The 22472-nt window shown below is 70.4% G+C and carries 21 protein-coding genes; 13 read left to right on the forward strand and 8 right to left on the reverse strand.

The window, feature by feature from the left end; translation table 11 throughout:
* Window positions 1–59: 59 nt before the first annotated feature.
* Window positions 60–812, forward strand: coding sequence for a potassium channel family protein (locus ACQEV2_RS12740; RefSeq protein ID WP_433039481.1), 753 nt, complete (start codon window positions 60–62; stop codon window positions 810–812).
* A 233-nt stretch (window positions 813–1045) separates the two neighbouring features.
* On the opposite strand, the gene ACQEV2_RS12745 is transcribed toward ACQEV2_RS12740, so the two are convergent.
* On the reverse strand, window positions 1046–1351 hold the full coding sequence (locus ACQEV2_RS12745; protein WP_433039483.1) for a small hydrophobic protein: 306 nt from the start codon (window positions 1349–1351) through the stop codon (window positions 1046–1048).
* A 205-nt stretch (window positions 1352–1556) separates the two neighbouring features.
* Complete coding sequence (locus tag ACQEV2_RS12750) at window positions 1557–3092, reverse strand: MFS transporter (protein ID WP_433039485.1); 1536 nt, start codon at window positions 3090–3092, stop codon at window positions 1557–1559.
* A 149-nt stretch (window positions 3093–3241) separates the two neighbouring features.
* Here ACQEV2_RS12750 and ACQEV2_RS12755 point away from each other — a divergent pair, with 149 nt between their 5' ends.
* From ACQEV2_RS12755 to ACQEV2_RS12765, 3 genes are all read left to right on the forward strand, one after another.
* On the forward strand, window positions 3242–3868 hold the full coding sequence (locus ACQEV2_RS12755; RefSeq protein ID WP_433039487.1) for a TetR family transcriptional regulator: 627 nt from the start codon (window positions 3242–3244) through the stop codon (window positions 3866–3868).
* Window positions 3869–3961: 93 nt separating this feature from the next.
* Window positions 3962–5179 (forward strand): alpha/beta hydrolase, encoded by a 1218-nt coding sequence (locus tag ACQEV2_RS12760; protein ID WP_433039489.1) that lies wholly within the window; start codon window positions 3962–3964, stop codon window positions 5177–5179.
* Window positions 5180–5236: 57 nt separating this feature from the next.
* Window positions 5237–6097, forward strand: coding sequence for a DUF4429 domain-containing protein (locus ACQEV2_RS12765; RefSeq protein ID WP_433054394.1), 861 nt, complete (start codon window positions 5237–5239; stop codon window positions 6095–6097).
* A gap of 15 nt (window positions 6098–6112) precedes the next feature.
* Here the strand turns inward: ACQEV2_RS12765 and ACQEV2_RS12770 are convergent, their stop codons facing one another.
* On the reverse strand, window positions 6113–7126 hold the full coding sequence (locus ACQEV2_RS12770; RefSeq protein WP_433039491.1) for an aldo/keto reductase: 1014 nt from the start codon (window positions 7124–7126) through the stop codon (window positions 6113–6115).
* A complete protein-coding gene (locus ACQEV2_RS12775) occupies window positions 7123–7596 on the reverse strand; it encodes a MerR family transcriptional regulator (protein WP_433039493.1) in 474 nt (157 codons plus the stop codon). Before ACQEV2_RS12775 ends, ACQEV2_RS12770 begins: the two co-directional genes overlap by 4 nt.
* A gap of 97 nt (window positions 7597–7693) precedes the next feature.
* Between ACQEV2_RS12775 and ACQEV2_RS12780 the strand changes: the two genes are divergently transcribed.
* Window positions 7694–8164 carry a GNAT family N-acetyltransferase gene (locus tag ACQEV2_RS12780; protein WP_433039495.1) on the forward strand — a complete coding sequence of 157 codons (471 nt, stop codon included), beginning with the start codon at window positions 7694–7696 and terminating at the stop codon, window positions 8162–8164.
* A 19-nt stretch (window positions 8165–8183) separates the two neighbouring features.
* Window positions 8184–8999 (forward strand): serine hydrolase domain-containing protein, encoded by an 816-nt coding sequence (locus ACQEV2_RS12785; protein WP_433039497.1) that lies wholly within the window; start codon window positions 8184–8186, stop codon window positions 8997–8999.
* Here ACQEV2_RS12785 and ACQEV2_RS12790 read toward each other — a convergent pair.
* Complete coding sequence (locus ACQEV2_RS12790) at window positions 8971–11244, reverse strand: MMPL family transporter (protein ID WP_433039499.1); 2274 nt, start codon at window positions 11242–11244, stop codon at window positions 8971–8973. The genes ACQEV2_RS12785 and ACQEV2_RS12790 overlap by 29 nt on opposite strands.
* A gap of 97 nt (window positions 11245–11341) precedes the next feature.
* Window positions 11342–11998 (reverse strand): pirin family protein, encoded by a 657-nt coding sequence (locus tag ACQEV2_RS12795; protein ID WP_433054397.1) that lies wholly within the window; start codon window positions 11996–11998, stop codon window positions 11342–11344.
* A 222-nt stretch (window positions 11999–12220) separates the two neighbouring features.
* Between ACQEV2_RS12795 and fasR the strand changes: the two genes are divergently transcribed.
* The 5 genes from fasR to fabF all read left to right on the forward strand — a co-directional run bounded on the left by fasR (window position 12221) and on the right by fabF (window position 17164).
* The gene (gene fasR / locus ACQEV2_RS12800; RefSeq protein WP_433039501.1) at window positions 12221–13426 is read left to right on the forward strand and encodes a fatty acid biosynthesis transcriptional regulator FasR; all 1206 of its coding nucleotides are present in this window, start codon (window positions 12221–12223) and stop codon (window positions 13424–13426) included.
* Window positions 13427–13515: 89 nt separating this feature from the next.
* The gene (locus tag ACQEV2_RS12805) at window positions 13516–14427 is read left to right on the forward strand and encodes an ACP S-malonyltransferase (protein WP_433039503.1); all 912 of its coding nucleotides are present in this window, start codon (window positions 13516–13518) and stop codon (window positions 14425–14427) included.
* Window positions 14428–14443: 16 nt separating this feature from the next.
* Window positions 14444–15445, forward strand: coding sequence for a ketoacyl-ACP synthase III (locus ACQEV2_RS12810; protein WP_433039505.1), 1002 nt, complete (start codon window positions 14444–14446; stop codon window positions 15443–15445).
* Between the two features lie 114 nt (window positions 15446–15559).
* The gene (locus ACQEV2_RS12815; RefSeq protein WP_004001566.1) at window positions 15560–15808 is read left to right on the forward strand and encodes an acyl carrier protein; all 249 of its coding nucleotides are present in this window, start codon (window positions 15560–15562) and stop codon (window positions 15806–15808) included.
* 84 nt (window positions 15809–15892) lie between these two features.
* Entirely contained in the window at window positions 15893–17164 is a 1272-nt protein-coding gene (gene fabF / locus ACQEV2_RS12820) for a beta-ketoacyl-ACP synthase II (protein WP_433039508.1), read from the forward strand.
* A 152-nt stretch (window positions 17165–17316) separates the two neighbouring features.
* Here fabF and ACQEV2_RS12825 read toward each other — a convergent pair whose 3' ends face one another.
* Window positions 17317–17811, reverse strand: coding sequence for a DUF3145 domain-containing protein (locus tag ACQEV2_RS12825; RefSeq protein WP_194046559.1), 495 nt, complete (start codon window positions 17809–17811; stop codon window positions 17317–17319).
* A gap of 256 nt (window positions 17812–18067) precedes the next feature.
* Here ACQEV2_RS12825 and ACQEV2_RS12830 point away from each other — a divergent pair, with 256 nt between their 5' ends.
* Both ACQEV2_RS12830 and ACQEV2_RS12835 read left to right on the forward strand, forming a co-directional pair.
* The gene (locus tag ACQEV2_RS12830) at window positions 18068–18958 is read left to right on the forward strand and encodes an SGNH/GDSL hydrolase family protein (RefSeq protein WP_433039510.1); all 891 of its coding nucleotides are present in this window, start codon (window positions 18068–18070) and stop codon (window positions 18956–18958) included.
* A gap of 10 nt (window positions 18959–18968) precedes the next feature.
* The gene (locus ACQEV2_RS12835; RefSeq protein ID WP_433039512.1) at window positions 18969–19946 is read left to right on the forward strand and encodes an aldose epimerase family protein; all 978 of its coding nucleotides are present in this window, start codon (window positions 18969–18971) and stop codon (window positions 19944–19946) included.
* Between the two features lie 84 nt (window positions 19947–20030).
* Here the strand turns inward: ACQEV2_RS12835 and ACQEV2_RS12840 are convergent, their stop codons facing one another.
* On the reverse strand, window positions 20031–22469 hold the full coding sequence (locus ACQEV2_RS12840) for a glycoside hydrolase family 3 protein (RefSeq protein ID WP_433039514.1): 2439 nt from the start codon (window positions 22467–22469) through the stop codon (window positions 20031–20033).
* Window positions 22470–22472: the final 3 nt, after the last annotated feature.

The following is a 22472-nucleotide window of genomic DNA, read 5'->3' on the forward strand; positions in this document are numbered from 1 at the left end:
GTGTGCCCGTGGATGACCTGCGGGATACACCACCCCTTCACATTTCCTACGATGCGGCCATGAAGGTAGCTCCCGCACAAGTCCGTTGGGAACGGCGTACCCAGCGGCCGCTGTTCGGTCTGGCTCTGGCGTTCGCCGTGGCCTATGCCGTGCCGATCGTCGAGCCGGACGCGAGCCGTGAGGTCGAGTCCGCGTGCCTCGCGGTGGAGTGGGGGGTGTGGGGGGCGTTCGCACTGGACTACGTCGTGCGGCTCGCTCTTGCCGAGCGGCGCCGGGAGTTCGTGCGGACCCACTGGCTGGATCTGTGCGCCGTGGTACTGCCGCTGGTGCAGCCGTTGCGGCTGCTGCGGCTCGTGTCGACGTTGCTGCTCGTGGGGCAGCGGGCGCGGATGGCCTCACAGATCCGGCTGACGACATACGTCGCCGGGTCGGTGGTCGGGCTGATGATGTTCGGCTCGCTGGCCGTGTTGTCCGTGGAGCGGGATGCGCCGGGCGGGAACATCAAGACGCCGGGTGACGCGGTGTGGTGGTCCTTTACGACCATGACGACCGTGGGGTACGGGGATCATGCGCCGACCACGGGGCTCGGGCGGATGATCGCGGTGGGGTTGATGTTGTCCGGGATCGCCTTGCTGGGTGTGGTGACCGCGAACATCGCCGCGTGGTTCATAGCTCGGTTCGAGATGGACGACGTGGAGGAGCGGCGGCAGACGGAGGCGATACGGGTGCTGACGGAGGAAGTCCGGGCGCTGCGGGCCGAGGTTGCCGAACTGTCGGGCAACCAGAAGGTCGGCGAGGAACACGTCCGTTAGCTGGTTGCCCGGCGTGGCGGCTGGGGCGGGGTGAGGACGCTTGCCCGCGCTGGCGGGGTGCCGCCTGCGCCCACCCGTGCCGCCCCAGCGGCACGACTGCCCGCAGGCTGGGTGGGTGAGCGGGTACTGGCCGGCAGGCGGCACTGCGGCCCACCGAGGGGCGCGGGGAGCTGCGCGATCAGCCCCCGCCACCCGCAGCCGCCCTCGAACCCGGAGTCCCGAGCTCTTGGGCGCTAGAACATGCCGTTCCCCGGTGTTGCCACCCCCGCCAGCCAGATGATCGCCAGCAGAGTGTCTATCGCGCCCAACACCACCGCGATCAGGGCGGGAACGGGGCGGGCCCCGGTCCAGCTGCGGCCCATCGCCAGCCAGCCGCAGGCGATCGCCACGGGGCCCAGGATGATGCCCAGGACGAAGAATCCGGCGACCGCGCAGATGGTTCCGACGATTCCGAGCGTCGCGCGATCCGGCCCGGTCCGTGACCACGTCCGGCCACGTGAGCGGGGGTACCTGCGCGTTCCATGTCCGAAGCCCGCCATCGTCAACTCCCTGAGTCGGCGTTCGACTTGGCGAGTACCCACGATGCGCCGGTCATTCCTGCGCGTTCCGGACCGTCGGCGCGCTGTCCCCCTCCGGCAGCGCGGCGCAGGCCCCGGCTTGACCCAATGTGACCTGCGGCGCGTACCGGAGGGGAGGAATCCCCGGCGGAGTCACCCTGATAGGCGAACTCCGCCGGAATCCGCGTCAGATGTGCGCCGCGCCCGCGCCCGCCTCCGCGTTCTCGCCCCGCTTGGTGAGGAAGGCGACGAAGACCGCGACGACGGCCACACCCGCGGCGACCAGGGACGCCAGGCTCATGCCGGAGATGAATGTGTCGTGCGCCACGTCCGTGATCTTCGCGGCGATCTGCTCCGGGGTGCCCGGCGCCAGCGGTGCCACGCCGACCTGGACCGCCTCGGAGGCCTGGGCCTCCTGGGCCGCCGTGAGCGGCGGCAGCCCCGCGTCCGTCCAGTTGCCGGCGAGGTCGCTGTCGACCTTGGAGGCCATGACGGCGCCCAGGACTGCCGTGCCGAGGCTGCCGCCGATCTGCATCGCCGCCTGCTGGAGACCGCCCGCCACGCCGGACAGCTCCATGGGCGCGTTGCCGACGATGACCTCGGTGGCGCCGACCATGACCGGCGCGAGACCGAGACCGAGCAGGGCGAACCAGACCGACATGATGCCGCTGCCGGTGTTCGTGTCCAGCGTGGACATGCCGTACATGGCGATCGCGGTGGCCGCCATGCCGCCCGCGAGCGGGACACGCGGGCCGAGCTTGGTGATCATCGCGCCCGCGAGCGGGGAGCCGACGATCATCATGCCGGTGAGGGGAAGGAGGTGCAGGCCGGCGTCGATGGGGCTCATGCCGTGCACGTTCTGCAGGTAGAACGTCACGAAGAACAGGCCGCCCATGAAGGCGATGGCCATCAGGACCATCAGGACGACGCCCGCGGAGAGCGGGACCGAGCGGAAGAGCGCGAGCGGGATCAGCGGCTCCTTGACCTTGGTCTCCCAGAAGGCGAAGAGCGCGAAGCCCAGGACCGACGCCGCTATGAACGTCCACGTCTTGCCGTCGCCCCAGCCCCACTCCGGGGCCTTGATCAAGGCCCAGACCAGGCAGAACATGGCGGCCGACAGCAGGGCGATGCCCAGGATGTCGAAGGAGCGCGGGGCGTTCTCGGCGCGGTGGTCGAGCAGGATCATGACGCCGAGGACGACGGCGATGACGCCGACCGGCACGTTGATGAAGAACACCGACTGCCAGTTGACGTGCTCGACGAGGACGCCGCCGAGGATCGGGCCGCCCGCGGTGGAGGCGCCGATGACCATGCCCCAGATGCCGATCGCCATGTTCAGCTTCTCGGCCGGGAAGGTCGCACGCAGCAGGCCGAGCGCGGCCGGCATCAGCAGCGCGCCGAACAGGCCCTGGAAGACACGGAAGGTGACGACCAGCGCGATGCTGTCGGACAGGCCGATGGCACCGGAGGCGGCGGCGAAGCCGACCACGCCTATGAGGAAGGTCTGGCGGTGCCCGAAGCGGTCGCCGAGCTTGCCGGCGGTGATCAGGGAGACCGCGAGGGCCAGGAAGTAACCGTTGGTGATCCACTGGACCTGGGCGAAGGTCGCGCCGAGGTCCTTCTGGATGGCCGGGTTGGCGATGGCCACGATGGTGCCGTCGAGGGCCACCATCATGACCCCCACTGCGACGGTGATGAGGGTGAACCAAGGGTGGCCGCGCAACCCCTTGGCCGGCGTCGCGTCCGACGGAGCTGCCGGTGCCTTGCCCCCGACCCCGTCGTGTCGATGGTGGTCTGACTAGTCATGCGTGCGAGGCTAATGACAGCCACTGACAATTGACAAACCAATTCACAAGTCGGTAACTGACAGCTATGGAAACACTGCGCGAACGCAAGAAGCAGCGCACACGGGACGCACTGCTGCGCACCGCGCTGGAGCTCTTCACCACCCAGGGATACGAGCACACCACCGTCGACGACATCGCGGACGCCGTCGACGTCTCGCAGCGGACCTTCTTCCGTTACTTCGCCGGCAAGGAGGAGGCCGCCCTCGCACTGGAGGAAATGACGGTGGCGCACTTCGTGGCGGCCGTGCGCGGGCGTCCGCCGCAGGAGGCCCCCATGGAGGCGCTGCGGCAGGCGGTGCTGGAGGGCTGGGACACGCTCAACGACGTGATCGAGGCCGTCGTACCGGTCGAGCTGTATCTGCGCATGTGCCGCGTGGTCGAGTCGACCCCCGTGCTGCTCGCCGCCCATCTGCGCAAGTCCGTGGAGATCGAGGAGGCCATCGCGCGGGTGCTCGCCGAACGCGAGGGGCTCGACGTGGACACCGATCCGCGGCCGCGCGTGGCGGTGGCCGTCTTCGGTGGCGTGATGCGGCTGATGGAGCGTCAGTGGAGCAGCGGGCAGGACTTCAGCCTCGACGCCATGCGGACGTTGACCATCTCATATCTCGAACAGGTGGGTCCCGCACTCAGCGAGAGCTGGCGAACACGCTGAGGTCATCGGCGTGTTCCCACCGACGTGATCGAAACGTGATACCCGTCACTTGGTTAACGCGAGACCCTCTCGTTCTCCTAGTGTGTCCTCCCAGTGACTTCCTTCGACACGTCCCCGCAACTGAACGTCTGGCGCGCTCTGCTCGCGCTGGCCGTGGTGTTCGTGATGCTGGCGACCACCGGCTGGACCGCCCTGCGCCACCACCGGAGCACCCCGCCGCTCCAGGCATCACTCAGCGCCTGGGAGCACGGCAGCATCGCCGGACACCCGCTGCCGGCGGCGACCTCCTCCCCCGCCCGGCTCGCCCGCTTCTTCGCCTCGCTCACCGATCAGCAGCGCGGCAGCCTCGCACGCCGCTATCCGCTCGCGGTCGGCAACATGAACGGCGCCCCCGTCCAGCTGCGCTACCGCGCCAACCGCATCGCGCTCGACGAGGCGCGCAAGGTCGAGCGCAAGCGCATGCACGACAACAGACTCACGCCGGACGGGCAGCGTGAGGCGGGCCGCCGTATGCATCGCTTCGAGGCGATGATGCAGGCGGACCGGCACATCCTCGCCTTCGATCCGGAGGGCTCGGGGCGCGCCGCGGAAGTCTTCGGCGATCTGACGAAGGCCGAGCGGATCTCGGTCGTCGTCCCCGGCGTCGACACCAACGTGCTGACCTTCCAGCGCACCACGCGCAAGTACTCGGCGCCGGTCGGCATGGCACAGTCCCTGTACGCCGCCGAGCGCGCGGCGAGCCCTTCGACGCGTACGGCCGTGATCGCCTGGGCCGACTACACCGCGCCGGACGGTCTGGGCATCGACTCGGCGACGGCGATGCGGGCGCAGTCCGGGGCCGTACGTCTGAACGCGCTGGTGCGGGCGCTGCCCGGCAGCTCACCGGTCTCCCTCTTCTGCCACAGCTACGGCTCGGTGCTGTGCGGCCTGGCCGCGCACACCCTGCCGGAACGGGTGGCCGACATAGCGGTGGCCGGCAGCCCCGGCATGCGGGTCGAGAAGGCATCCCAGCTGCGTACGTCCGCGCAGGTGTGGGCGATGCGGGACGCGGACGACTGGGTGCAGGACGTGCCGTATCTGGAGCTCGGCGGCCTGGGGCACGGGGAGGACCCGGTCTCGGCGGTGTTCGGGGCCCGGGTGCTGTCGGCGCGGGACGCCAAGGGGCACGGCGGCTACTTCGAGCCGGGTACGGACAGCGTGGCGAACTTCGCCGAGATCGGAGTTGGCGCGTACGGGTCGGTGCGGTGTGCCGACGATGCCGAGGCCTGTCGGGCGGGTTTGTCCGACACGGCGTCGGTCGGACGCGCGTAGAGGCGCAGGAACTGCGGTCTGCGCGGGGTGGCGACGGAGGAGCGCGTGCCGCATACGATGAGCCGCATGGGTGACGTACTGGCCGGATTTCATGCCGCCTGGGAGTTCGAGTCCGACTCCGTGCTCATCCGTTACGAACGGGGGATTCGAACACCTAAGCTCTTTCAGGCGCTCGGGGAACGTCGTGTTCCTCTTGAGGCGATCGCCGGGGTGACGCTGACTCCGGGGAAGCGGGGCACTGTGGTGCTGCGTGTCGAGCCCCGTCCCGGTGCCGATCCGCTGATGGAGGCGGCGGCCGGGCAGCTGAAGGAAGGGTGCGATCCGTATCGGCTGGTGCTGCCCGGGGACAAGGAGACGCTGGCCGAGTACTACGCCGACGAGTTGCGGGCGCGGTTGCCGGAGAACGGGGATGCCGAGGAGTTCCTGGTGGACGCGCCCGATGTGCCGCTGTCGTTCAAGGCGTACGACGGGAAGGCGTCCTTCGACGGCAAGACGGTGCGTTTCCGGTGGTTCTGGACGGGGGCGTCCTCGGCGAAGTGGAAGGCCGGGGATCAGCGCTTTCCGGTGACCGAGCTGAGCGGGGTCGAGTGGCGGTCGCCGGAGGTGTTCGAAGGGCATCTGCGCCTGCTGCGACGGGACTCTGCCGACGACCAGCCCGCGCAGGCCGATCAGGATCCGGCGGCCGTTGTCTTCGGGCTCGGGTACGGGCCGGTGCACGAGTCGTTGCCGTTCGCCGCCGCTGTGCTGGAGGCGGTACGCAAGTCCGGGCCGGTCGCCGCGGTGCCGGCCTCGGCACCGCGGCGCGACCCCGCCGATATCGCCGAGCGCATCCGTCACCTGGGAGAACTGCACGAGGCAGGGTTGGTGACGGATGAGGAGTTCTCGGTGAAGAAGGCGGAGTTGTTGGCAGAGCTCTAGGACCAAGCGTCTGCTCTACTCCCTGCCTGAAGAGGCGAAGGACATATCCGCGTACCTGTCGCCCGCCACCTTCGCCGCGATCGGCTCCAGCAACGCCAACTCCTCCTCGGTCAGCACGATTCGGGTGGCCGCCGTGTTCTCCTCCACCCGGCCCGGCTTGCGTGTGCCCGGGATCGGGATCACCGGCAGGTCATGCACCGCAGCCTGTTGCTGGACCCACGCCAGGGCTGTCTGGCCCAGGGAGGCCCCGTGCGCGTCGGCGACCTCGCGGATCGGGTCCAGCAGGGCGGCGTTCGCGGCCGCGTTCTCGCCTGTGAAACGGGGCTGTTGGCGGCGGAAGTCGTCGGACGTGAGGTCCTCGGCCCGGGCGAAGGAGCCGGTGAGGAAGCCTCGACCCAGCGGGGAGTAGGGGACCAGGGTCACACCCAGCTCGCGGGCCGCGGGAAGCACCTTCGGCTCGATGTCGCGGCTGAACAGCGACCATTCGGACTGGACGGCCGCGATGGGGTGAACGGCGTGCGCGGCGCGCAGCTCGCCCGCCGTCACCTCGCTCAGGCCCAGCTGCTTGACCTTGCCCTCCCGGACCAGCTCGGCCATGACGCCGACGGTCTCCTCGATGGGGACGTTCACGTCCCGGCGGTGCATGTAGTAGAGGTCGATCGCGTCGACGTCCAGGCGCTTCAGGCTCGCCTCGATGCACTGGCGTATGTAGGGCGCGTCGTTGCGGATGATCCGCTTCGTCGGGTCGTCCGGGTGGATCGCCAGAGCGAACTTCGTGGCGATGACGACCTCGTCACGATGTGCCTTGAAGAACGGCGCCAGGAACTTCTCGTTCTCCCCCGCGCCGTACGCGTCCGCCGTGTCGTACAGCGTGACGCCCAGGTCCAGCGCCCGCTCCAGGGTCGCCCTGGACTCGTCCGCGTCCGAGGGGCCGTACGCGAAGCTCATGCCCATGCAGCCGAGGCCCTGGACACCCACCTCGGGTCCCGTCGCGCCGAGTCGTACCGTTGCGATCCTGCTGTCCGTCATCCGGCCTTCTCCGTCTTCTCCTGCTCGTACAGACGCCCCGCGTCCGCGTAGAAACTGATCTTCCGGTCGAGGACGGCCAGCGTGTCCTGGAGCTCGGCGATCCGGGCGAGGACGTCGCGGCGGGTCGACTCCAGCAGCTCGAAGCGCTCGCCGAAGGTGTGGTCGCCCTCGCGCACCAGCTCGGCGTACCGGACCATGTCGGCGACCGGCATGCCGGTGAGCCGCAGCTTGCCGACGAGGTCGAGCCAGTCCAGGTCGCGGTTGCTGTAGCGGCGCTGGCCGGTGTGCGAGCGGCCGATGTGCGGCATGAGGCCGATCCGCTCGTACCAGCGCAGGGTGTGGGCCGTCAGACCGGTGAAGGCGACGACCTCGCTGATCGTGTAGCTGTCCTGGCCTTCCGGCCGCCGGTGCGGGTGCGGCGGGGCGGCGCAGCTGTCGGTCCTGGTACTCGTGGTCTCCATCACCGTCATGCGCTCCACGCTATGACCTTGGAGTGCGCTCCAAGCAAGCGGAAACGGTAAGAAAAGCACGGGACATGGCGTGATCGCCGTGGTTAGCGTGCGGGACATGAGTCTCGTACGCCGTGCCACGACCGAGGACGCGGAGGAAGTGCTGCGTCTGCGCCAGGTGATGATCGACGCGCTGCCCGACGGGGACAGTTCCACCCGGTGGCACGCCGAGTCCCTGCCGACCCTGAGGGAGGAACTGGGTGAGGCGGACGGGGACTTCGCCGCGTTCGTCGTCGACCATCCGGACCGGCCGGGGGCGCTGGCGGCGCTGGTGGTCGGGACGGTCGACTACCGGATCGGGAAGGCGGGCAATCCGCGCGGGCTGACCGGGTACGTCTTCAGCGTGGCCACCGATCCGCAGGCGCGGCGCCGGGGGTACGCGCGCGCGTGCATGGAGGAGCTGCTGGTGTGGTTCCGCGAGCGGGGTGCCGGGCAGGTCATGCTCACCGCGTCCCCGGAGGCCGAGCCGCTCTACGCCTCCCTCGGCTTCGTCCACAGGCCGGACCCCACGATGATGCTGAAGCTCTGAGCGGCTTAGGCTCACAGGCATGTCCTTGCAGAGCCTCGCACTGATCGAGAACTGGCCGGTCCCCACCGCCGCCGCGGGTGTCGTACGGGCGGACGGCACCGTCCTCGGGACCCACGGCCCCGTCGGGCAGCGCTTCCCGCTGGCCTCGGTCACCAAGCCGCTGGCCGCCTACGCCGTCCTCGTCGCGTACGAGGAGGGGGCCGTCGAGCTCGACGAGCCGGCCGGGCCTGAGGGGTCGACGGTGCGGCATCTGCTCGCGCACACCTCCGGCCTGGCCTTCGACGAGCACCGGGTGACGGCCCCGCCCGGGGAGCGGCGGCTGTACTCCAACGCCGGGTTCGAGAAGCTCGGGGACCACATCGCCAAGGCGACGGACATCCCGTTCGCGGAGTATCTGCGGCAGGCGGTGCTGGAGCCGCTGGGCATGACGGCCACGTCGCTGGAGGGCTCTCCGGCGAAGGACGGGGTGTCGACGGTCGAGGACCTGCTGCGGTTCGCGGCGGAGGTGCAGGCCCCACGGCTGCTGGACCCGCGGACGGTCGCCGAGGCGATGAGCGTGCAGTACCCGGGGACGAAGGGCGTGCTGCCGGGGTACGGGCACCAGAACCCGAACGACTGGGGGCTCGGCTTCGAGATCCGCAACGGCAAGTCGCCACACTGGACGGGCTCTTCCTCCTCGCCGCGCACCTTCGGGCATTTCGGGCAGTCGGGTACGTTCCTGTGGATCGACCCGGACGCCGGCGCGGCCGGCGTCGCGCTGACGGACCGGGCGTTCGGCCCGTGGGCGATCGAGACGTGGCCGGCCTTCACCGACGCCGTGCTCGCCGAGCTGTAGCCCGGTCGGCGTCCCCTTCTCCCGCCCTGGGCCCGGGCTCCGGGCGGGCCCCCAGGGTCTCGGACTCTCCCTCGGTGTCGATGTGCGGCAGCACCCGGTCCAGCCACCGCGGCGTCCACCATGCGTGCCGGCCCAGCAGGGTCAGCACCGCGGGCACCATGAGCAGGCGGACCACGGTGGCGTCGATGAGCACGCTGACGGCGAGGCCGAGCCCCAGCATCTTGACCACGATGTTGTCGCTGACGATGAAGGCGGCGAAGACGCTCACCATGATCAGTGCCGCGCAGGTGATCACCCGGGCGGTGATCTCCAGCGCGTGGGCGACCGACGCCTTCGCGTCCCCGGTGCGCAGCCAGGCCTCGTGCACGCGGGAGAGCAGGAAGATCTCGTAGTCCATGCTCAGCCCGAAGATGATGGCGAACATCATCATCGGCACATAGCTCTCGATGGGCACCTTGCCGTTGACGCCCAGCAGGGGCCCGCCCCAGCCCCACTGGAAGACGGCGACGACCACGCCGTACGAGGCGGCGATCGACAGGACGTTGAGGACGGCCGCCTTGACGGCGACCAGCAGGCCGCGGAAGACCGCGAGGACGATCAGGAAGGCCAGGGCGACCACGACGCCGATGATCAGCGGCAGCCGGCTCGCGACGAGGTCGCGGAAGTCGACCTGCGCGGCCGTCGTGCCGGTGACATAGCCCTTGGCGTCGGTGCCGGAGACCGCGTCGGGCAGCGTGTCGTCGACGAGCCGGTTGGTGAGGTCGGTGGTGTCCGCGCTCTGCGGGGACTGTGCCGAGTAGACGGTGCCGAGCAGGACGTCCCCGTCCTGCGTCGGCGTCAGGGGCGTGACGAAGGACGTCCCGGACGCGTCGCCCAGAGCCTTCTGGGCTTTCGAGGCCAGATCCGAGCGCTGCGCGTCCGGTACGGAGCTCTGGTCGATGACGACGGTGAGCGGCCCGTTGGAGCCGGGGCCGAACGCGTCGGTCATCAGGTCGTAGGCGCGCCGGTCGGTGAAGGAGGTGGGATCGGCGCCGTCGCCGATGTGGCCGAGCTGGATCGAGAAGAGCGGGATGGCCAGCACCGCGACGGTGGCGAGGCCCGCGGCCAGGAACTGCCACGGTCTGCGCTCCACGCGCTGGGCGTAGCGGTGCCAGGTGCCCGTGACCTCGGCGCCCGGTTCGGCGTCGGTCTCGGCGACCGGGCGGCGCACGTGGTAGCGGTCGATACGGCGGCCGATCAGCCCCAGCAGGGCCGGGACCAGCGTCAGCGCGCCGAGGACGGCCGAGACGACCGTGACGGCCGCGGCGACACCCAGTTTGCCGATGAAGCTCACGCCGGACACCCACAGGCCCATGAGGGCGACGATCACCGTCGTACCGGAGACGAGCACCGCGCGTCCGCTGGTGGCGGCGGCATGGCCGGCGGCGCGCACCGGATCGGCGCCGTCCATGAGGTTCTGCCGGTGACGGGTGATCAGGAAGAGCGCGTAGTCGATGCCGACCCCGAGGCCGATCATCGTGGCGAGGGTGGGTGAGACCGTGGCGAAGGTGAACGCGATGGCGAGCAGCCCGAGGCAGGCGAGGCCGCCGACCACGCCGATCAGCGCGGTGATCAGGGGCAGCCCGGCGGCGATCACACTGCCGAACCCGACCAGCAGCACCACGATGGCGACCGCGAACCCGATCAGCTCGCTCACCCGGTCGTCGGCGGCGGGCCGCGCCAGCTCACCGAGCGATCCGCCGTACTCGACGTCAGCGCCGGCGCCCTTCAGCGGCTGCACGGCGTCGTCGACCCCGTCGAGGTAACCGTCGCCGAGGAGGGACGGCTGCTCGTCGAAACGGATGGTGAGGTAGCCGGTCTTCCCGTCGGAGGACACGGGCCCGACCTTCGAGGAGGTGGCGTCCAAGGGGTTCTGCACGGCCAGGACGTGCGGCAGTTTCTGCAGGTCGGCGACGGTGGCCGACAACTGCGAGCCCAGCGAGGACAGTGCCTTGTCGTCGTCGTGCAGGACGATCTGGCTGCTGTAGCCCCCGGCCTGCGGATCGTGCTGCTTGATGACGTCCAGGCCCTCCTGGGACTGCACATCGGACAGGGCGAAGTCGTCGGAGTACGTCCCGCCGTGGATGTGGTTCAGCGCCTGCAGCGCCCCCAGGGCCACCACCCAGGCGACGATCACGATCACGAAGTGATGGGCACACCACTCACCGAGCCGCCGCAGCCCACCTGTGGCTTTCCGTTTGGCCATGGCCTCGGCTCTTCCCTGCCGAGCGAGCGTCGGACACCTCCATTGGACGCCTCACGGACCACTCCGTCATCTCGAGCCCCACACCCCCGTCGTGACCTCAGCCCGCGATCTCCCAGATCAGCAGCTCTGCCGCGCCGCTGACCCCCACCGCCTCCACATCCTCGGCATCCGTGATGCGAACCGCGTCACCGGCGGACAACTCCTCGCCGCCCAGGCGCACTTCACCGCGCACGACATGGACGTACACATACGCCCCGTCCGGCACCGCCGTCCGCTCCCCCGCACCCAGACGCCGTACGTGGAGCATGGCGCCCGCCTCCGGGACGGCGTACGGCGTCGAGTCCGCGATGCCGTGGACGATCTCGTACGACGGGTCACCGCCCGGCGTCAGCGGGGCCAGCCAGGTCTGGATGAAGGTCAGGGGGGCGCCGGCGTCGTTGCGCTCCACGTGCCGTACGCCGCCCGCCGAACTCAGCCGCTGCACGTCCCCGGGGCGGACCCGGGTCTCGTGGCCCGTCGAGTCGCGGTGGGTCAGCTCGCCCTCGACCACCCACGTCACGATCTCGGTGTGGCTGTGCGGATGCTCGTCGAAGCCGGCGCCGGGCGCGAGCCGCTCCTCGTTGCAGGCGATCATCGCGCCGAACCGGAGGTTGTCCGGTTCGTAGTGGGACCCGAAGGAGAAGGCGTGGAACGACTCGATCCCGCCCTCCGGATCGCCCCCTCGATACCGCTCCGCGGCGCGCCGTACGTCCATCACGGGCACCACGGTAGCCCGGCCGACCAGCCCACACCGACGCCGGGCAAGAGCCCACCAACCGCACCGGGCCGACGACACCGACATGTGGCGCCCCGAAGGCGACCGAGCCAGACATTCGGCACACCGGCCGTAAAAAGCACTGCACAGCCGATCGGGCGACAAGGCACATCACCACCCCTCCGACACGCACACCCGTCCCGATAAGGCAGTCTTGTCCCCGTGCCCGAACCCGAAGCCCGTAAGTCCCAAGCCGCCGCGCACGACGTCCACCCCCACTCCGCGACGCTGAAGCGGCTCGAGAAGTCCTCCGGTTCTCTCGCCGCGCAGGCCATCGCGCGGATGGACGAGACGCTGCCGTGGTACCGGGCCATGCCCCCGGAGAACCGTTCCTGGATCGGTCTCGTCGCCCAGGCCGGTATCGCCGCCTTCACCGAGTGGTTCAGGCATCCCGACGCGCCCCAGGCCATCTCCACCGACGTCTTCGGGACCGCCCCCCGCGAGCTGACCCGGGCCATCACGCTGCGGCAGACCGTGGAGATGGTGCGGACGACCATCGAGGTCATGGAGTCGGCCATCGACGAGGTGGCGGCACCGGGTGACGAGAGCGTGCTGCGGGAGGCGCTGCTCGTGTACGCCCGGGAGATCGCCTTCGCCACCGCGCAGGTCTACGCCCAGGCCGCCGAGGCACGCGGTGCCTGGGACGCGCGGCTGGAGTCGCTCGTGGTCAACGCCGTACTCAGCGGCGAGGCGGACGAGGGGGCCGTGTCACGGGCCGCCGCGCTCGGCTGGAACTCCCCCGAGCATGTGTGCGTCGTGCTCGGCACCGCACCCGACGGGGACTCCGAACTGACCGTCGAGGCCATCCGGCGGGCCGCCCGGCATGCCAAGCTGCAGGTGCTGACCGGGGTGCTCGGGGACCGGCTCGTGGTCATCGCGGGGGGAAGTGACAACCCGCTGGCCGTTGCCAAGTCGCTCATCGGGCCGTTTGCCGCCGGGCCCGTCGTCGCGGGGCCCGTCGTGCCGGATCTGCTGGCCGCCACGCGGTCGGCGCAGGCCGCGGCCGCCGGGCTGAAGGCGTGTTCCGCCTGGCAGGACGCCCCGCGGCCGGTACTCGCGGACGATCTGCTTCCGGAACGTGCCATCGCGGGGGATCCCGGTGCGCGTGAGCAGTTGGTGGAGGAGATCTACAGACCGCTGGAGGAGGCCGGGTCGGCTCTTCTGGAGACGCTCGCCGTCTATCTCGAGCAGGCGAGCAGTCTGGAGGGCGCGGCACGGATGCTGTTCGTGCATCCCAACACCGTGCGCTACCGGCTTCGACGTGTGACTGACGTCACCGGCTGGTCGCCGTCCGATGTACGCTCTGCGTTCACTTTGCGCATCGCGCTGATCCTGGGGCGTCTGGTGGATGGAGATCTTCAGCTCTAGGGTTTTGTCGGGGGCCCACAAAACCCCCTCGCGTTCTTCGTCCTTGTCCCCACGGGCGGCGTCGGCCGTCCCCAAGAGAGAGTGTGAGAGTGCTCGTACTCGTCGCTCCCGGCCAGGGCGCCCAGACGCCCGGCTTCCTGACCCCTTGGCTCGAACTCCCCGGTGCCGCCGACCGCGTCGCCGCGTGGTCCGACGCCATCGGACTGGACCTCGCCCACTACGGCACGCAGGCCGACGCGGACGCGATCCGGGACACGGCGGTGGCGCAGCCGCTGCTCGTGGCGGCCGGCATCCTGTCCGCCGCGGCACTGGGTGACACGACCCCTGGCGCCGTCGCGGGGCACAGCGTCGGTGAGATCACCGCCGCCGCCTTCGCGGGCGTCCTCGACGACACCGCCGCGCTGAGCCTCGTGCGCAAGCGGGGCCTGGCCATGGCCGAGGCCGCCGCGATCACCGAGACCGGTATGTCGGCGCTGCTCGGCGGCGACCCGGAGACCTCGGTCGCGCACCTGGAGAAGCTCGGCCTGACCCCGGCGAACATCAACGGCGCCGGTCAGATCGTGGCCGCGGGCACGATGGAGCAGCTCGCCGCGCTGAACGAGGACAAGCCCGAGGGCGTGCGCAAGGTGGTCCCGCTGAAGGTCGCGGGCGCCTTCCACACGCGCCACATGGGCCCCGCGGTCGAGAAGCTGGCCGAGGCCGCCAAGGAGCTCGTGCCCGTCGACCCGAAGCTCACCTACGTCTCCAACAAGGACGGCCGGGCGGTCGCCACCGGCGCCGAGGTGCTGGAGCGCCTCGTCGGGCAGGTCGCGAACCCGGTCCGCTGGGACCTGTGCATGGAGACCTTCAAGGAGCTCGGCGTCACGGCCCTGATCGAGGTGTGCCCGGGTGGCACGCTGACCGGTCTGGCCAAGCGCGCACTGCCGGGTGTGCAGACCCTGGCGCTCAAGACCCCCGACGACCTGGACGCTGCTCGCGAGCTCATCGCCGAGCACGCCTGACAAGGAGCCCCGGAGCATGGCGAAGCTGAAGCCCAGCAAGGGCGCCCCGTACGCACGCATCCTCGGTGTCGGTGGTTACCGCCCGACGCGGGTCGTGCCCAACGAGGTGATCCTCGAGAAGATCGACTCGTCCGACGAGTGGATCCGTTCGCGCTCCGGCATCGAGACGCGGCACTGGGCGAACGACGAGGAGACGGTCGCCGCGATGTCGATCGAGGCGTCCGGCAAGGCGATCGCCGACGCCGGGATCTCCGCCGAGCAGATCGGCGGCGTGATCGTCTCGACCGTCTCGCACTTCAAGCAGACGCCCGCCGTCGCCACCGAGATCGCCGACAAGCTCGGTACGAACAAGGCCGCCGCCTTCGACATCTCGGCCGGCTGCGCGGGCTTCGGCTACGCCCTCACCCTGGCCAAGGGCATGATCGTCGAGGGCTCCGCCGAGTACGTCCTCGTCATCGGCGTCGAGCGGCTGTCCGACCTGACCGACCTGGAGGACCGGGCGACGGCCTTCCTGTTCGGCGACGGCGCCGGCGCGGTCGTCGTGGGCCCGTCCCAGGAGCCGGCCATCGGGCCGACGGTCTGGGGCTCGGAGGGCGACAAGTCCGAGACGATCAAGCAGACCGTGCCGTGGACGGACTACCGCTCCGGCGAGGTCGAGAAGTTCCCTGCGATCACGCAGGAGGGCCAAGCGGTGTTCCGCTGGGCCGTGTTCGAGATGGCGAAGGTCGCCCAGCAGGCGCTGGACGCGGCCGGGATCACCTCGGACGAACTGGACGTCTTCATTCCGCACCAGGCCAACGAGCGGATCATCGACTCGATGGTGAAGACTCTCAAGCTGCCGGAGCATGTCACCGTCGCCCGCGACGTGCGCACCACCGGCAACACCTCGGCCGCCTCGATTCCGCTCGCGATGGAGCGGCTTCTGGCGACCGGCGAGGCGAAGAGCGGCGACACCGCGCTCGTCATCGGATTCGGGGCGGGTCTCGTGTACGCCGCCACGGTCGTTACTCTCCCCTAGGCACTCCGTGCCGGATCATGCGAACCGGCACGGGAAACCGCACCACCTGCCGCTGCCGCGGCGGGCGCCAAAACCCTCCGAACAACCCTGAACAAACAACGAAGGAGCGCCAAGATGGCCGCCACTCAGGAAGAGATCGTCGCCGGTCTCGCCGACATCGTGAACGAGATCGCCGGCATCCCGGTTGAGGACGTCCAGCTGGACAAGTCCTTCACCGACGACCTGGACGTCGACTCGCTGTCCATGGTCGAGGTCGTCGTCGCCGCCGAGGAGCGCTTCGACGTCAAGATCCCGGACGAGGACGTCAAGAACCTCAAGACCGTGGGCGACGCGACCGACTACATCCTCAAGCACCAGGGCTGATCCACCGATCAGGCCTTGAGGCTGACTGCCCCGCCACCCGGCGGTGGCGCCGCTGAATCCCCATTCCTTGGAGAAAGAATTCCCGTGAGCTCGACCAATCGCACCGTGGTCGTCACCGGTATCGGCGCAACCACACCGCTGGGTGGCGACGCAGCCTCTACCTGGGAGGGCCTCATCGCCGGCAAGTCCGGCGTCAAGCCCCTGGAGCAGGAGTGGGCCGCCGAGCAGGCGGTCCGTATCGCCGCGCCGGTCGCGGTGGAGCCGACCGAGGTCATCCCGCGGCCGCAGGCCCGCCGCCTCGACCGCTCGGCGCAGTTCGCGCTGATCGCCGCGCAGGAGGCCTGGAAGGACGCCGGCTTCGAGGCGAAGGCCGGCGAGGACCCCAACGTCGACCCCGACCGCCTCGGTGCGGTCATCGCCTCCGGCATCGGTGGCGTGACGACGCTGCTCGACCAGTACGACGTGCTGAAGGAGAAGGGCGTTCGCCGCGTCTCCCCGCACACCGTGCCCATGCTGATGCCGAACAGCCCCTCCGCGAACGTGGGTCTGGCCGTGGGCGCCCGCGCGGGCGTGCACACGCCGGTCTCGGCGTGCGCGTCGGGTGCCGAGGCCATCGGCTACGCCATCGAGATGATCCGTACCGGCCGCGCCGACGTCGTCGTCGCGGGTGGCACGGAGGCGGCGATCCACCCGCTGCCCATCGCCGCGTTCGGCAACATGATGGCGATGTCCAAGAACAACGAGAACCCGCAGGGTGCCTCGCGTCCCTACGACGTCGCCCGTGACGGTTTCGTCCTCGGTGAGGGCGCCGGTGTCATCGTCCTGGAGTCCGCCGAGCACGCCGCCAAGCGCGGGGCCCGCGTGTACGCCGAGGCGGTCGGGCAGGGCATCTCCGCCGACAGCCACGACATCGTGCAGCCGGAGCCCGAGGGGCGCGGTATCTCGCACGCCCTGCAGAACCTGCTGGAGCGGACCGACCTGGACCCGGCGGAGATCGTGCACGTCAACGCGCACGCGACGTCGACGCCGGCCGGTGACATCGCCGAGCTGAAGGCGCTGCGGAAGGTGTTCGGTGACGACGCCGACCACATGGCCGTGTCGGCGACGAAGTCGATGACCGGGCATCTGCTGGGTGGTGCCGGTGGCGTGGAGACGGTGGCGACCGTGCTCGCGCTGTACAACCGGGTCGCCCCGCCGACGATCAACATCGAGAACCTGGACCCGGAGGCCGAGGCGAACGCCGACGTCGTCCGTGGTGAGGCGCGCAAGCTGCCCGTAGAGGGCCGGATCGCCGCGCTGAACGACTCGTTCGGGTTCGGCGGGCACAACGTGGTGCTGGCGTTCAGGACGATCTGAAACAGGCGCTAGTTGAAAATGGCCCGGACTCTGGGAAGAGTTCGGGCCATTCGCCGTGGGTGGTGTCTGTTGTCGGCCGGATCACGGTCGGTGGGGGCTGGTCGCGCAGTTCCCCGCGCCCCTGAACAACTGGCGTTGCCGGCCGAGTTTCTCTAGACGACCTGGTGGAGCCAGCGGACCGGGGCGCCCTCGCCTGCGTACCTGAAGGGCTCCAGTTCGTCGTCCCACGGCTTCCCCAGGAGCTTGGCGATCTCCGCCTCCAGGTCCGTCTCGCCGCGCTGCGAGCGGGCCAGCGCCGCGCGCAGGCGGTCCTCCGGGATCAGGATGTCGCCGTGAATGCCCGTCACCGCGTGGAAGATGCCCAGGTCGGGGGTGCAGCTGTAGCGCTCGCCCTCGGCGGTGGGGCAGGGCTCGGCCGTCACCTCGAAGCGCAGCAAGTGCCAGCCTCGCAGGGCCGACGCCAGCTTCGACGCGGTGCCCGCCTCGCCCTGCCAGGAGAACTCCGAGCGCCAGGTGCCGGGCGCGGCCGGCTGCCGGATCCAGTCGAGGTTGACGCGTGTGCCGAGCACCCCGGCGACGGCCCACTCGACGTGCGGGCACAGCGCGCGCGGCGCGGAGTGCACGTACAGAACTCCACGTGTCGTCACCGGTACCTCCGGGCAGAGCGGACATGTTGCGAACTGGCGGACGATCGTGGCCGGGCAGCCACGTTGATGGCGAGGCTACCGTGCGGCGGCGCAAGGAGTGTGACGTACCGTCGCTCCCGGTGCCGTGAAACGCCCGCCATTCACCCGGCAGGACGCTTGTACGGGTGTGAGCCGTTGCATGAGCCGGGCGGGAACCCTTGTGCGTTGTTATTGGTTGGACACCATGACGGGGCCGAACGAGGGGATGGATCACTGCATGCGGAAGCGACGGCACCTCTCGCGCGCTGTCTTCGCCGCCGTGACCGCGGCCGTCCTGGGCGTCGCCGGCTGTGACGCGGTCGGCGGCAACTCCCCGGGCCCGTCGGGCACCGAGGCGCAGAGTGCGCGGCCGTCCCCGAAGCCGACCCCGACTTGGGACCGCAGCCCGGCCTCGATCGCGGCCGTCGGCGACTCCATCACGACCGGCTTCGACGCCTGTTCGGTCCTGTCGGACTGCCCCTCGGTCTCCTGGGCGACCGGCAGCAGTCCCCGGGTCGACAGTCTCGCCGTACGGCTGTTGGGGAAGGCGAAGGCTGCCGAGCGGAGCTGGAACTACGCCGTGACCGGGGCGCGGATGGCGGACCTGGCCGGTCAGATGAGCCGGGCCGTGGCGCGCGAGCCGGAGCTGGTGACGGTGATGGCGGGGGCGAACGACGCCTGCCGGGACACGACCGACGCGATGACCCCGGTGGCCGAATTCCGTTCCCAGTTCGAGGACGCCATGGGCACGCTGCGGGACGCCCTGCCGAAGGCCCAGGTGTATGTCGCGAGCGTGCCGAACCTGAAGCGGCTGTGGGAGCAGGGCCGTACGAACCCGATGACCAAGCAGGTGTGGGGGCTCGGCATCTGCCCGTCGATGCTGAGCGAGCCCGACTCCCTCACCACGGCGGCGAACCAGCGGCGCGAGACGGTGCAGGAGCGGGTCGAGGCGTACAACGAGGTGCTGGAGCAGGTCTGTGCGAAGGACCGGCGCTGCCGCTTCGACGACGGCGCGGTGTACGACTTCCGCTTCGGCACCGAGCAGCTCAGCCAGTGGGACTGGTTCCACCCGAGTGTGAACGGGCAGGCACGGCTGGCCGAGATCGCCTACCGGACGGTCACGAACTAGTGTTCCGCTCATGAGCGAACACTTCGGCACACTTTCCGACGGCACGCCGGTCCACCGCTGGACCATGGAGCGCGCGGGCGTCCGGGTACGGGTGCTGTCGTACGGCGGGATCGTGCAGTCGCTCCAGGTGCCGGACCGGCACGGGCGCGCGGCGAACGTGGTGCTGGGGTTCGCCGATCCGGCCGGCTATCTCGCCCACCCGGGGCCCTATTTCGGTGCCCTCATCGGGCGGTACGCCAACCGGATCGCGGGCGGCCGCTTCCCGCTGGACGGCCTGACGTACGCCCTCGCGCCCAACAACGCGCCCAACTCCCTGCACGGTGGTGAGCACGGCTTCGACAAGCGGGTGTGGGAGGTGACGCCGGTGGAGCACGGTGTGCGGCTCAGCCGGGTCAGCCCGCATGGCGAGGAAGGGTTCCCGGGGCGGCTGGAGGTGGCAGCGGCCTACACGCTGGAGGCGGACGGCGCGCTGCGGATCGCCTACGAGGCGGTGACGGACGCGCCGACCGTGGTGAACCTGACCAACCACAGCTACTTCAACCTCGCCGGATCGCAGTCCGGCAACGCCGGGGGTCATGAACTGCAGCTGGCCGCCTCCCGGTTCACCCCGGTCGACGCGGACCTGATTCCGACCGGCTCCCTGGACGAGGTCGCGGGCACCCGCTTCGACTTCCGTCAGGCACGGAAGGTGGGCGCCGGGTACGACCACAACTTCGTGCTGGACAAGGGGGTGACGGAGCGCGCGGAGGAGGTAGCCGAGCTGTACGACCCGTCGACCGGACGGGCGCTGACGGTGGCGACCACCGAGCCCGGCCTCCAGCTGTACACCGCCGACCATCTGACCGAGCCCTTCGCCCAGGGCGACGGCATCGCGCTGGAGACGCAGCACTTCCCCGACTCCCCGAACCGGCCGGAGTTCCCGAGCACGGTGCTGCGGCCGGGCGAGGTGTTCCGGTCGGAGACGGTGTACGGATTCTCCGTCCGTTAGCGAGAACCCAAGCCAGCGAGGACCCAAGCTCCGGCCCGGGCGTCAGGACCCGGGCCGGAGCTGTTCCTGGGTACTTCTCCCGGATCAGACGTTAATCGTCGCCGTCACCCGACGGTCCGCGATCGAGCGCCCCACCTGGATCTCGTACGAACCCTTCACAAAGGTCCACGCATTGGTCTTCTCGTCCCACGTCTCGAACGCACGACGCGGGATCTCGATCACCGCTTCAGCGGTCTCCCCCGGCCCAGCCGCCACGCCCGCGAACCCGGCCAGCCACCGCGCGGGACGGTCGGCGTCGGGCTCGCTCGGCGCCAGATAGACCTGCACGACCTCCCGTCCCGCACGCTCGCCGGAGTTGCGGACGCGGACCCTGACCGTCGTGCCCTCGACCTCGGCGGACTCGTAGGTCCAGTCGGTGTAGCCGAGGCCGTGCCCGAAGGGGTACGACGGGACGCGGCCCTCCTTCTCCCAGGCGCGGTAGCCGATGAAGACGCCCTCACCGTACGGGAGTTCGCCGTCGGCCGGGACGACCTGGCTGACCGGGGCGTCGGTCAGGGAACCCCAGGTGGTGGGCAGCCGGCCGCCCGGCTCGTGGGTGCCCGTGAGGACGTCCGCCAGGGCCGCGCCGCCCTCCTGGCCGGGGAACCAGCTGAGCAGGACGGCGGCGACGTCCTCGCGCCACGGCAGCTCCACCGGGGAGCCGGAGTTGACGACCACGACGGTGTGGGGGTTGGCGGCGGCGACGGCGCGGACCAGTTCGTCCTGGCGGCCGGGCAGCGTCAGGTCCCGCCGGTCGAAGCCTTCGGACTCGACGCGCTCGGTGGTGGCGACCACGACGACGGCCGTGTCGGCGTTCCGCGCCGCTTCGACGGCTTCGGCGATGAGCTCGTCGGGGTCGCGCTGCGGGTCCTGGTGGGCGAGGGCGAAGATGACCGCCTGCATCGGGATGTCGTCGGTGCCTTCGACGACATGGGTGAGGGAGACCTCGACCGGTTCGCCGGCGGTCAGTTCGACCTGGGCGCGGGGCGTGGGTTCGCCGAAGAAGGTGATGAAGGGGTCGTCCTTCGCGGGGCTCTGGACGGCGTCGAAGTACGTCGTGCCGCCGATGGTGAGCTTGAAGGTGCCGATGCCCTGGATGCCGAAGGTGTGCGTGCCGCTCTCGCGCGGGGTGAAGGTGCCGGTCAGCTCCACGGTGTGCAGCCGCTCGTGGGTGACGCCCTCCGGCAGGCCCGAGGGGCCCATCCACTTGAGCTGGCCGCCCGGCGCGGAGTCGGATCCGATGACGTCGCCGTCGGCGTCCCGGCACACGGCACGCAGTTCGAACCGGGTGTCGAAGACGGAGAGTTCGGTGTTCGGGTCGGCGCCGACGGCGTAGGTGAGGGTGCCTTCGGGGAGGGCGGCGGTGAGGCCGTCGAGGGGGGAGACGATCCGGGCGGGGAAGACGGTGGCGGAGCCGCCGCCGAGGACGCGGGCGTCGCGGGCGGCGGCGCCGATGAGCGCGACCGTGCCGTTCGGCCGCAGCGGGAGGGCGCCCTGGTTGCGGACCAGGACGAAGGAGCGGCGGGCGATCTCGCGGGCCAGTGCGCCGCCGTCGACGGTCTCGGGCACCTGGGTGACGACGGGCTCGGCGCCCTCCAGGATGCCGACGCGGGCGGCGAGCCGCAGGACGTTGCCTACGGCGTCGTCGACCTTGGCCTCGGCCACCTTGCCGTCCCGTACGGCCTGGGCGAGGGCCGGGCCGTACACGGTCTGCGGGCCCGGCATGGCGACGTCGAGACCGCCCTCGATCGCGCCGACGGTCGACCGGGCGGCCAGCCAGTCGGAGACGTTGAAGCCGTCGAAGCCCCATTCGCCGCGCAGGACCTCGTTCACGAGATAGTGGTGCTCGGTCATCGTCGTGCCGTTGACCGTGTTGTAGGCGGTCATGATGCCCCAGGGGTGGGCGTTCTCGACGATGATCTCGAAGGGCGCCAGGTACAGCTCGCGCAGGGCGCGTTCGCCGACGGTGTTGTTCACCGTGAAGCGGTCGGTCTCGGCGTCGTTGGCGACGAAGTGCTTGACGGTGGTGCCGACGCCGCCGGACTGGACGCCGTTCACGTAGCCCGCGCCGATCGTGCCCGTCAGGTACGGGTCCTCGCTGTACGCCTCGAAGTGACGGCCGCCGAGCGGGGAGCGATGGAGGTTCACGGTGGGGGCGAGGAGCACATGGACGCCCTTGCGGCGGGACTCCTGGGCGAGCAGCACCCCGGCCCGGCGGGCGAGTTCGGGGTCCCAGGTGGCGGCGAGGGCGGTGGGCGAGGGCAGCGCGACGGACGGGTCGTCGGCGGTCCAGCGCACGCCCCGGACGCCGATCGGGCCGTCGGACATGACGAGGGACTTGAGGCCGATCTCGGGGAGCGCGGGCAGGGACCACATGTCCTGGCCGGAGAGCAGCCGCGCCTTCGCATCGAGGTCGAGCCGGGCGAGAGCCGCCTCGACGACCGCCTCGCGTGCTGCATCGGCCTGGGTGCGGGTTCCCGCCATGAC

The sequence above is a fragment of the Streptomyces sp. CA-251387 genome (assembly GCF_050936625.1).
Taxonomy (GTDB): domain Bacteria; phylum Actinomycetota; class Actinomycetes; order Streptomycetales; family Streptomycetaceae; genus Streptomyces.